General features: G+C 53.5%; 6 protein-coding genes. 5 read left to right on the plus strand and 1 reads right to left on the minus strand.

Annotation, left to right across the window (positions count from 1 at the left end; translation table 11 throughout):
- Positions 1 to 4: 4 nt before the first annotated feature.
- Genes ING2E5A_RS02795 through ING2E5A_RS02815 form a run of 5 tightly spaced genes read left to right on the plus strand, consistent with a single transcriptional unit; the run spans position 5 to position 11,132 of the window.
- Complete coding sequence (locus tag ING2E5A_RS02795; protein WP_071136092.1) at positions 5 to 1,516, plus strand: TolC family protein; 1,512 nt, start codon at positions 5 to 7, stop codon at positions 1,514 to 1,516.
- Positions 1,517 to 1,547: 31 nt separating this feature from the next.
- Complete coding sequence (locus tag ING2E5A_RS02800) at positions 1,548 to 2,600, plus strand: efflux RND transporter periplasmic adaptor subunit (protein ID WP_071136093.1); 1,053 nt, start codon at positions 1,548 to 1,550, stop codon at positions 2,598 to 2,600.
- 25 nt (positions 2,601 to 2,625) lie between these two features.
- Positions 2,626 to 5,706, plus strand: coding sequence for an efflux RND transporter permease subunit (locus ING2E5A_RS02805; RefSeq protein ID WP_071136094.1), 3,081 nt, complete (start codon positions 2,626 to 2,628; stop codon positions 5,704 to 5,706).
- Positions 5,707 to 5,716: 10 nt separating this feature from the next.
- Positions 5,717 to 10,411 (plus strand): efflux RND transporter permease subunit, encoded by a 4,695-nt coding sequence (locus tag ING2E5A_RS02810; RefSeq protein WP_071136095.1) that lies wholly within the window; start codon positions 5,717 to 5,719, stop codon positions 10,409 to 10,411.
- 4 nt (positions 10,412 to 10,415) lie between these two features.
- Positions 10,416 to 11,132, plus strand: a complete 717-nt coding sequence (locus ING2E5A_RS02815) for a hypothetical protein (protein ID WP_071136096.1) — start codon at positions 10,416 to 10,418, stop codon at positions 11,130 to 11,132.
- A gap of 20 nt (positions 11,133 to 11,152) precedes the next feature.
- Here the strand turns inward: ING2E5A_RS02815 and ING2E5A_RS02820 are convergent, their stop codons facing one another.
- Positions 11,153 to 12,325 (minus strand): M24 family metallopeptidase, encoded by a 1,173-nt coding sequence (locus tag ING2E5A_RS02820; protein ID WP_071136097.1) that lies wholly within the window; start codon positions 12,323 to 12,325, stop codon positions 11,153 to 11,155.
- Positions 12,326 to 12,347: the final 22 nt, after the last annotated feature.

Raw genomic sequence — 12,347 nt, forward strand, 5'->3', positions numbered from 1 at the left:
AGAGATGATTATGGAGATAAAACGGTTTAAAAAAATAGGACTTGTTTGCCTGTTGGCGCTCTGGTCGGCAAGTCTGCTCTTCTCGCCTGCCTCCGCGCAGTCGCCAATGACCATCGAACAGGCATTGGATATAGCGGAAGAGAACAACCCCGACCTGAAAGCAGCGAAACTCAACCTCGAAAGGTACCAGTACAACCTTCTTGCCCAGCAGGCTTCGTTGAAATCACGCTTTTCACTCGACCTCAATCCGGTCAACTACAGCAAGTCGAGGAGATTCGACAACCGTCTCTCCCAGTGGTATACCAACGAAACATTCAACACCAGCGGGACATTCATGGTCTCTCAACCCATTCTGATGACCGACGGGGAGATCTCGCTCATCAATACGTTTGGATGGCAGGATAACAAGTCGATCGTGGAGGGTATGCGCAACCAGAACAAGGCATTCAGCAACGACCTCTATCTGCGGCTGAACCAGCCCATATTCACCTACAACCGACGGAAGATGGAGCTGCAGGAGATCGAGTTCGACTACGAAAACGCCGGCATCCGCTACGCCCTGCAGCGGTTGAATACCGAACGGAGCATCACCAACCAGTTCTATTCGGTCTATATGGCCCAGAACAACCTGGCCATTAGCAAGGAGGAGCTGGAAAATACAAAACAAAGTTATGAAATCATCCGCAACAAGGTGGAGGCCGACCTGGCCGCAAGAGAGGAGCTATACCAGGCGGAACTTAATCTTGCCAATGCGCAATCTGCCGTACAGGAGCGTATTGTTGCACTTGAAAATGCGAAAGACCAGTTGAAGCAGACATTGGGAATGGATCTGGATGAAGATTTCGATGTGACGGTGGAGATCGATGTGAGCCCGTTGGCGATCGACCTGCTCCAGGCGGTGCAGAGCGGCCTGAACTCCAGAATGGAGATCAGACAGCGAGAGATCGACATTGAACTGGCGGAACTGCAGATGATCCGGACAAAGAGTCTCAATGAGTTCCGGGGCGATATCTCATTGTCGGTGGGTATCATTGGCGACCACGAAAGGTTTGGCAGCATGTATGACAACCCCACCCAGAATCCCCGTGTGGCCATCAGTTTTGCCATACCGATTTTCGACTGGGGCGAGAAAAAGGCCCGGGTCAATGCACAAAAAGTGGCCCAGACAATTGCAAAACTTGAACAGGAGAACCAGCAGATCGATATTGAACTGGATGTGAGACAGACCTGGAGAAGGCTGGAGAATCTCCGTTCGCAGATAGATATTGCGGAGAAGAGCGTTCGGAATGCCCAGCTGACCTACGATCTGAACCTGACGAGGTACAGGGAGGGCGATCTCACCGGGATGGAGATCAACCAGTACCAGACCCAGTTGTCGAACAGGAAAATTGCATATGCACAGGCACTCATCAACTACAAGATCGAACTCCTCAACCTGAAAATATTGACCCTATATGACTTTGAGAAAGAAGAACCTATTGTGCCCATCAGGGGATGGAAAGGCACGTCCAATTGAGTTTAAGGATACACCTGAAAAATATAGCCGAATGAATTACAGAAACATATTGCCCTTGATAGCGGTAGCCTTGCTGGCAGCGTGCGGGAACCAACCCCAGGGTGGACAGACCGAGATTGAGACGCCTGTCTCCGTAAAGGAGCTGAAGCGAAGTTCGATCAGCAAGCTGATCAACACGACCGGAACTGCGCTGGCGACCTACAGTGTGGAACTGAATGCCGAGATGAGCGGTTATTATAACCTGCAGACCAACCCCTCCACCGGTAAACCTTTCAAGCTGGGCGACGTTGTCAGGAAAGGACAGCTGATCATCCGCCTGGAGGACAAGGAGTATGAGAACGGGATAGCCCTGGAATCGAGAAAGCTGAGTCTCGAGATTGCGGAACAGGAGCAGAGCAAACAGAAGGCCCTATATGAAAAGGGAGGGGTTACCCTCAGCGAGATGCGCAATACGGAAGTGCGGGTCACCAATGCCCGGTACGACCTTGAAAATGCGATGCTCAACCTTGAGAAGATGAGTGTGAAGGCACCTTTCGACGGTGTCATCGTCTCGTTGCCCCATTATACTCCGCAGAGCAGGGTGTCGCAGGGAAGCCCCATGGTTGGCCTGATGTCTTATTCCAACATGTACATGGAGATCAATCTGCCGGAGAGTGCCATCGGGTATGTGCAGGCCAACCAGCCGGTACACATTACCCATTACACCCTGCTCCAGGATACGCTCAAAGGTGTCATCAGTGAACTGTCGCCCGCCATCAGTACCGAAACACGTACATTCAAGGGAAAGATACTGATCGATAACAGCCAGTTGAAACTGCGTCCCGGCATGTTTGTGAAGGCCGACATCGTGGTAGACAGGGCCGACAGTGCCATTGTAATCCCGAAAGAGGTGATCATCTCCCGGAGAAACCGGAAGTTTGTATATGTGGTGGAGAGAAATACGGCGATCCTGCGTGATATCCAGACCGGACTCGAGGATGAGGAGAATGTGGAGGTGACACAGGGTCTGAATGAAAATGACAACCTGATTATCCGGGGATATGAGACCTTGCGTGAAAATAGTCGCGTGAAAGTATTGAAATAGTCTCCCCTTTAACACGATAGCGCAAATGAGGAATTTACTCCGATTCGCACTGAAAAATCCAGTTACCATCAGCATGATCGTCTTTGCGATCCTGCTGCTTGGGAAGATCTCATACGACAGGCTCAGCGTGGATCTCTTGCCCGATATGAATACACCGCGTCTCTTTGTCGAACTGGAGGCCGGTGAGCGTCCACCCGAGGAGATCGAGAAGATGTTTATCGAGAATATCGAGTCGATGGCAATCCGGCAGAGCGATGTGGTCCAGGTCTCTTCGGTGATCCGGGCAGGATCTGCGCGGGTTACGGTAGAGTACCTGCAGAACAAGGATATGGATGAAGCTTTTCTGGATCTTCAGAAAGCGATGGCCCCTTTATCGCAAAATCCAGATATTGAATCGATCAACATCACCCAGCATGATCCCAATACGGCACCGGTCATGCTGATCGCGATGTCGCACCAGTCGATAACCGACATGGCGGAGCTGCGGAAGATGGCCGACAGCTATATACGGAACGAACTGATACGCCTGGAGGGCATTGCCGAGGTTTCTCTGTCGGGTGAGGAGCGACAGGTGTTGACCATCGAAACCGATCCCTATACCCTCCGTGCCTTCGGCATCACCATGGAGGAGATTGCTTCCAGGATCGAATCCAATAACCAGAGCATATCGGGGGGCCGGGTGAGTGAGATGGGCTTGCAATACCTGGTGAAAAGCTCCTCGCTGTTTCACTCGGAAGCAGATTTCGAGAACCTGATCATCAGCTATAAACCGGTTGAAGCTGCCTCTGGCGGATCGGGCAACGGGGGGCAGGCTCCGCTCTTCCTGCGGGAAGTGGCTACCGTCAAGTTTGAAAATGCACGTCCCGACAACATCGTGCGGATCAACGGCGAGCGGTGCATCGGCCTGTCGGTCTACAAGGAGACACAGTTTAACACGGTGAAGGCGGTTGAACTGATTACCGCCCAGCTGGAAACGATCAGACAGGCGTTGCCGGGCTATCGGTTCCAGGTGATCAGCAACCAGGGTATCTTTATCAGACAGGCCATCGGGGAGGTGATCAACAGTGCTCTTTTGGGCATGCTGCTTGCCGTGCTGGTCCTCTTCTTCTTTTTACGACGAGTGGGCACGACCCTGATTGTGAGCCTCTCGATCCCGATCTCGATCATTGCCACCTTTACCATGATGTATTTCAACGGACTCACGCTTAATGTGATGACCCTGAGTGGCCTGGCATTGGGAGCGGGGATGCTGATCGACAATGTGATCGTGGTGATCGAGAGCATATTCCGGAACCGGGAACAGGGACTGGAGCGGAGAGAGGCGATCATCAACGGCACCACCGAGGTGGCCGGAGCGGTTATCGCCTCCACGGTAACCACCATCGTTGTCTTTATACCCATCGTTTACCTGCACGGTGCATCGGGTGAACTTTTCAAGGATCTGGCCTGGACTGTAACCTTCGCACTGCTTTCGTCACTCTTCGTGGCCTTGATGGTCATTCCCGTACTCTACGACCGCTTGACGGGCCGGGAAAATGACCGGGGCGAAACGGAATCGGTGCAGTTCAGGAAGTACAGTGACTACCTGCGGAAGTTTCTGGGCTACCGCTGGTGGGTCATCGGAGGTTCGGCGGCTCTGCTGATCATCTCGATACTCCTCATTCCATTTGTGGGCACCGAGTTTCTGCCCCGTACCGAGGGCAGGGATTTCACCATATCGGTCAAGCTTCCCGAGGGGACCCGGCTCGAGCGCACCGATGCCGTAGTCTCCAACCTGGAGTACCTGCTGCATCAGATTAGCGGCGACAGCCTGGCGGTCATCTACAGCCACATCGGGAAGGGATCCTCAGACAATGCGGTATTTGAAGGGGAGCATACGGCCATGGTGAAGGTGATCCTCTCTGATGAGAGCCAGCTCTTGCCGGCAGAACTGATAGCCCGATTCGCTGAAGCGACGGCAAGTATCGAGGGTCTTGAACTTACCTTCAAACAGGATAATCATTCTCTTGGAACGTTCCTGGGAGAGGCAGAGGCTCCCATTGTGGTGGAGGTGAAAGGTGAAGATCTGGAAGAGATCGCCTTCCTGACGGAGGATGTACTGTTGCGGATGGCATCGGTGGAGGGGATCTACAATGTCAGGTCGTCGATGGCAGACGGTGCGCCAGAACTCAATATCAACATCAACCGCACCATGGCCGGAATCCATAACATATCGGCAAATACCCTTGTTCAGCAGCTGGAGCAACAGCTGCAGGGGCATGACGTGGGAAAAATGGACTATAAGGGCGAGATGCGGGATATTGTCATCAAAGTGCCGGACATCACCCGCAGGGAGTTGGGGGAACTGGTTATCCGGAACGGGAACCAGGAGTTCAGGCTGAACGAGATTGCAACCATCACCCACTCCCAGGCCCCCAAAGAGATCTATCGCAGGAACCAGAACCGGATCAACAAGATTGTGGCCGATATGGATGCCGGCCGGTCGCTCGACAAGATGGCCAGGGAGATCCGTACCGCAGTGGCCGATATCGGGCTCTCACCCGGCTATTCCATCACCGTGACGGGTGAGGAGGAGAAGCGGGCCGAATCGATGCAGAGTCTCCTTTTTGCCCTGATGCTTTCGGTGGTGCTGGTCTACATGGTATTGGCCTCACAGTATGAATCGCTCCTGCACCCCTTTACCATCTTGCTGACCACGCCGTTCGGACTGGTAGGGGCGCTCCTCTTCTTCCTGATCACCCGTACCCCCTTGAATGTTATGGGTGCGATGGGGATTATCATGCTGGCAGGTATTGCCATCAACAACTCGATCCTGCTGGTTGGACGGATCAACCAGCTGAAGCGGACGGTGGGGTTGACCGAGGCGATTGTTCAGGCGGGACAACAGCGTATCCGCCCCATCATCATGACCACCCTCACCACAATTTTGGTATTGCTGCCGATGACCTTCGATTTCGGGGAGGGAGCTGCGATGCGCTCCTCCATGGCGGTGGCCGTTATCGGTGGACTGGTTACATCCACCCTGATGAGCCTGGTGGTGATCCCCTGCGTCTACTACCTGTTCGAGCAGATGAAAGAGAGAGTAAAAAAATTAAGAAGTAATTGAGATATAGCGCATGGATTTCCTTTTGAACAGAAGAGTAACAATCTGCATGTTGTTTATCGCATCTACCCTGTTGGGGTATGTTTCGTACAAACAGCTGCCGGTTGAACTGCTTCCCAATGCGGAACTGCCCGTGTTGTATGTCTCGGTGAGCGCACAGCAGGATGTGGATCCGGCCTATATGGAGTCGGAGGTGGTTATTCCGCTCGAAGGAGCCATCAGTTCCGTTGGAGGTGTCGACAGGATAGAGTCCGAGGTCAGTAGCCGGCAGTCCTCCATCCGGATCGACTTCAAAAACAATGTGAACTTCAAAACCACTTCGCTCAGGCTGGAGGAGAAGATGAAGGAGATTGCCCCATCCCTCCCGGAGGGCTTTACCGTGCGCGTGCAGAAGATGGACCTCTCGCGGGCGAACAGCACCTTCATGTCGCTTCAGGTGCGCGGTTCGGGGGGCATCGACCGGGTGCGCAACATAGTGGATGAGGAGATCGTATCGGAGCTGGAAAATATCGATGGGATTGCAGCCGTCCAGGTTTTTGGAGGCCGCGAACGGGCCATCGAGATACAGCTGGACAAGGATGCCGCCAAGGCGTTGAACATCACTCCCTCCAGACTCAGCAGCTTGCTCAGCAGCAATGCCAGGGAGAAGGTCTTTGTGGGTACCGTGAAGGAGAAGGAGAGCCAATATTTCGTTCATGTGCACTCTACCTATACAAAGGTGTCGGAGCTGGAGAACATTGTGGTTGCCCCGGGTCCTGTATTGCTAAAGGATATTGCCACCATCTTTTTCGACCTGAAGGAGGAGACCTCCTATAGCCGTGTCAATGGAAAGGAGGCCGTATCTGTATCGCTGGTCAACGATGCGCAGGCAAACCTGATCGATCTCTCGCACCGTACCCTCCGTGCTGTTGAACAACTGAATGAAGAGCTGAAGCTCCACGATGTGGAGATCGTGGTAGATTCCAATATGGCCGAAACGATGGAGAAGAACATCAACCAAATCATCAACCTGGCCTTGACGGGCGGGCTGCTGGCCATCCTGGTACTCTGGTTCTTCCTGAAGAATGTACGGCTGGTCTTTTTCATTGCCCTCTCCATTCCCATCTCGGTCTATACGGCATTCAGCTTCTTCTATTGGGCGGGAATCTCGATCAACAGCCTGACCCTGGTAGGGATGGCACTGGCTGTCGGCATGCTGCTCGACAACAGCGTAGTGGTACTGGAGAATATCTATCGGCTGTCGGGATCGGGACTTGCACCCGATCAATCGGTCACCCGGGGAACCAGGGAGGTGTGGCGTTCCATCGTGGCGGCAACATTGACCACCGTAATCATCTTCCTCCCCTTCATATTCTCCGAGAACTTCCTGTTGAAACTGATGGGTAACCATATTGGCATATCCATCATCTCCACCCTGCTGGTCTCGCTGCTGGTGGCACTGCTGTTTGTCCCGATGGCGGCCTATCTGATCCTGCGCAGCAAGAGAAGTAGCACCGTCTTCTATGAGAAGGTGACGCTGCTGCAACGGCCGATACAGATCTACCTTGTGCTGTTGAAGAGCTGCCTGAGGAACCCGGGCAAGACCATTTTCGGAGCGCTTGTTCTCCTTTTCGCTGTCCTGATGATGTCGCTCTCCACCGCTGTCAAGCAGAACCGGGAGGTGAGCTCGGACCGGTTCAATATCCGTGTCACCATGCCTGCCGGTAGTACGCTGGAGAGTACCGATAATGTGGTGAGGGTGATTGAGGAGCGGTTGGAGGATATCCCGGAGAAGAAAGATCTGGTGAGTCGGGTGAACGAGGAGGGGGCCAACTTGACACTGATATTGCAGGAGGAGTTCCAGAAGATCGGAAAGCGGAAGATTACGGAGATCAAGGCCGATGTGCAGTCGAGAATCCCCAACGTGGGAGGTGCCGAGATTGTCGTCTCCGATCCCACTGGCGGCGGACAGGGAAATGGCGGCGGTCTGGGCGGCATGGTAGGCTTCATGAATCTGCTGGGTATCGGCGAGAATCAGGAGCGGATTGTAATCAAAGGTTCTGATTACGAGATGATGCAACTGGTGGCTGAAGATATCCGCTACCAGCTGGAGCAGCAGGAGTTCATCCAGAACACCCGGGTCTCCTTTACCGGCCGTCAGCCCGAGATTACGCTCAATTTTGACCAGATACTGCTCACCTCTTACGGCATTACCCGTGCCAATATCCTTACCGGTCTCTCTGAACTGAATCGGGAGTTTTCATCGGGAACCACATTCAAGGTGGGTGAGGAGTCATTCGATATCATCATTCGCGACCGCACGGTTGAAGAGGAGGAGTTGGAGCGGCTGCGGCAAAAGACAATCGATGACCTGCAGGCTGTACAGATCATGAACAGCAGCGGAGGATTGCACAGCCTGAAGGATGTTGCAACGGTAAACAAGGGTTTTGGCCGTTCCCGCATCATCCGTGTCAACCAAGACAAGCAACTGGATGTGCGTTACAGCTTCCAGCGCAACATCGAGCAGTCCAAATCACTGCTAGAAGGATACCGTAGCGATATTGACGAACTGATTGCCAACTACAACCTGCCGGCAGGTGTGGCCATCGAAGTGATTCACGAGGAGGACCAGTTTGCCGATTTCAAGTTTCTTATCTTTGCCGCCTTCCTGCTGATCTTCATGATCCTGGCCATGGTGTTCGAGTCGGTTACCACCCCTCTGGTCATCCTCTTTTCCATTCCCCTGGCTGCCATCGGCTCGCTGCTCGCACTCTACTTGACCGGCAACAGCCTGCTGAACGCCAACACATTGATGGGGTTCCTCATCCTGTTGGGGGTAGTGGTCAACAACGGCATTATCCTGATCGACTATACCAACCTGTTGCGCAAACGGGGATTCCGGCGTGAACGGGCGTTGATGACCGCAGGGATATCGCGCATGCGTCCTATCCTGATCACCGCCATTACTACCATCATTGCCATGATGCCGATGGCCATGGGCGATACCGAATATGCCGGGGCGATCGGAGCGCCGTTTGGCATCACCGTTATTGGTGGACTTGCCTTCTCCACCCTGCTGACATTGGTGATCATTCCCACACTCTACACGGGCCTGGAGAATGCGTTGCGCTGGTACCGGACCCTGGCGCAAAAGATGAAGATTCTCCATCTCCTGCTCTTTGTGGCCGGAGTGGCTGTCGTCTTCCTCTACGCGGGCGGATTGCTCTACCAGATTCTTTATGTTACGCTGCTGGTCATATTGATACCCGGTGTCACCTATTTCATCCAGTCCAGTCTGCGTAGCGCCAAGGCTGATGTGGTGGATCGGGATCAGGAGATCCGGATCGAGGTACGCAGCCTGGTGAAGATCTATGAGCGCCCGGGCCGGTTTATCCGTGAATGGAACAGCGGACGCAATATCCGCCGCAGGCTCGGATTGAGCGGTGAGTGGCATTCGTTGAGGGATATCCTCCCTGCAGCGTGGCTCTTTCTCCTCTGGGGATTTGGCCTCTACTTCACCTACTTCTATCTCGAAAGCAAGACATGGGGTTTCCTCTTCTCTTTCGTGGTCTATGCCGCAACACTCACTCTCTGGCGGAAGGTGCGCAGTTTCCTCTTCTACCGGTTCGAGGAGGGCCGATGGGTCAGGTATCTGAACCGCTTCATTTTCTGGATACTACCCCCGCTGATCCTCTGGGGACTCTACCGGAAACTGGACAACCTGCCGATGGTACTGGTGATCGGCGCCCTGTGGGGATTGGGGATTGCCATCTATGTCTCGTCGCAATACATCTACGCCAGGAACATCAATATCGAGCGAATTACCGGACAGTTCGCGGGTCTGAGACGCTCCTATTTCCGTATGGTGATCTCTGTTCCACTGATCGGCAAACGGCGCAGGCCATTCAAGGCGTTACGTAGCGTCTCGTTCGAGATCAGAACCGGCATGTTCGGGCTGCTCGGACCCAACGGTGCCGGCAAGTCTACCCTGATGCGCATCATTACGGGGATTCTGGACCAGAGCTATGGCACCATCTGGATCAACGGGCTGGATACTCGCCAATATAGGGAGGAGCTGCAGGGATTGATCGGTTTCCTGCCTCAGGAGTTTGGGATGTATGAAAACATGACCGCCTGGGAGTTCCTCGATTACCAGGCCATATTGAAAGGGTTGACCAGCCGCGGTTTGCGGGAGGAGCGGATTGAGTATGTGCTGAAATCGGTCCACATGTACGAGCGGCGGAACGACAAGATCGGATCTTTCTCGGGAGGGATGAAACAGCGCATCGGAATTGCCCTGATACTGCTGAACCTGCCACGTATCCTGGTGGTGGATGAACCTACCGCCGGACTCGATCCGCGTGAACGGATCCGCTTCAGGAACCTGCTGGTAGAGTTGAGCAAGGAGCGGATCGTCATCTTCTCCACCCACATCATCGAAGATATCTCCAGTTCATGCAACCAGGTTGTGGTGGTGGACAAGGGGGAATTGAAATATTTCGGTGTACCCGAAAAGATGGTGGGTATGGCTGAGGGCAAGGTGTGGCAGTTCCTGATCGACAAGGAGGCGTTCGAGGAGGTGCTGGACAAGTCGTTGGTGGTTCATAATATCCAGCATGACGACCGGATACAGGTACGTTACATCTCGGTGGAACAGCCCTATCCGGGTGCGGTCAGGGTGGAGGCCAACCTGGAGGATGCCTACCTCTGTCTGCTTAAAAATATCTGACGTTATGAGTGTAAAAGAGTATAGTGACATGATCATCCGGGTTATCCGGTATAACCTGAAAGTTGTTTTTGCCGGAAAGTTCTTCTGGTTCCTGCTGGCGGCCTTTCTCTTCTTCGCCTTTTTCATGTTTCAGCAGGCGTGGAACAGGGTGGAGATCAACGAAGGTTCCGTCTATAACCTGTTGTTGTTTCCTTGTCTGCTGCTGATCTTCTATCCGGTGGTCTTCGGCATCCAGAATGATGAGGATAACCGGATACTGGAGATCATTTTCGGCATACCCAATTATCGCTACAAGGTGTGGGGGGTACGGATGTTGATGATGTATGTGGCCAACTTCTTCATCCTGCTCCTTTTTGGATATGTTGCCCGCCTGCTGCTCTATCCGGTCAACATCTCAGAGATGGCATTCCAGCTCCTTTTCCCGATGCTCTTTTTCGGAAACCTGGCCTTTATGTTCTCCACCATTACCCGGAGCGGGAACGGGACCGCCGTCATCATGATCGTTCTCGGCCTTGCCCTCTTCATCTTCATGAGAGGCAACAGGCAGCTCTCCCTCTCCTACTGGAATATCTTCTTGAATCCGTTTGCCACTCCATCTGAAATCCATCCCCTGATCTGGCAGAACACCATCCTGAAGAGCAGGATTTTTCTGGTGATAGGGGCGGTTGTCTGGTTGATGATCGGCTTCCTCAACCTGCAGCGGCGGGAGAAATTTGTATAAGTGTCCTAAAGGGCGGGTCTCTATGAGAGGGAGGTCAGTTCCTCTTCGTAGCGGGTAATCTTCTCCAGTCCGTTTTGTTGGACGATATAGCTGTTCTCTATCCCTACTGCTCCAATGGCTGGAAGGACAAATTTGGGTTCCACGGCAATCGTCATGCCGCACTCCAGGAGCTCCTTCGACCGGGGTGCCAGCACAGGAGGTTCGTTGATCTCCAACCCTATACCGTGCCCCACGAACTTGGCCTGCTGTTTTGTTCCCATGAAGAAGTCGGCAAGACCATTTTTCTTTACCATCTCTTCGGCAAGGGCGTAGAGATCGGCGCAGGGTGTACCTGGCCTGGCTGTTCCGGCGATGGCGTTGCAAATGTCGATGGAGAGACGGTGTGCCCTGTGGGCTATCTCCGGCACCTCGCCTATTGCAAATGTCCGGGTCATGTCGCTCATCCAGGGAGTGTAGTTGCCCGCCATATCCACCATCAAGGTGGTTCCCGGGATAAGTTTAGTGCCATTGGCGCCAATCGGAAGCAGTGGCGACAACCCCTCTCCACCCAGTGCAAAATCGAATGGTGAGGCCGATTGGGCATTCTCTCCGGCAAGGATGCTTCCCATAAAGATCTCCATGTTCTCGCCAAATGTGCGGAAAATTCCTGCCGAGCCGGCCAGGCGCATCTCCCGTTCCAGTTCGATCTGGAATTGTATGTCGGTCATCCCTTCACGGTAGATATGCGGGATCTGCCGGTAGACCGCGGCGTGGATATCGGCAGAACGGCGCAGCTGCTCCAGTTCATACTCCGATTTTATGCTGCGGATACGGCGGATCTCTCCCGAAACGTTTATCAGCTCAGGCATCCCAAGGGCACTCTGGAGCCTGGAGATGGCGCTATAAGAGATACTGTCGCACTCCACCAGTACCCTTTGAGGCAATTCTATCCTGCTTTGGCTAAGGAGCTCGGGGAGCTGTTCCGGTTTTCGGATATAATTGACCCTGCCACCTGTAATACCGGCGGGCCGCTTTACAAAGAGGAGCGGTTCCCCGTCGGGCAGGAGATAGATGTAGCCGTCGAAAATATGACCAAGCAGATAAAACTGGTTTACCGAAGTGGAGATGATACAGGCATCTGCCTGCAGGTTGCGGATGGTCTGTTGCAGCCGGGAGAGTCGCCGCCCATATTCATTATCGTGTATAGCATTCATGAAGCATCTCTTTTCAGACCTC

Source organism: Petrimonas mucosa (assembly GCF_900095795.1).
Classification (GTDB): domain Bacteria; phylum Bacteroidota; class Bacteroidia; order Bacteroidales; family Dysgonomonadaceae; genus Petrimonas; species Petrimonas mucosa.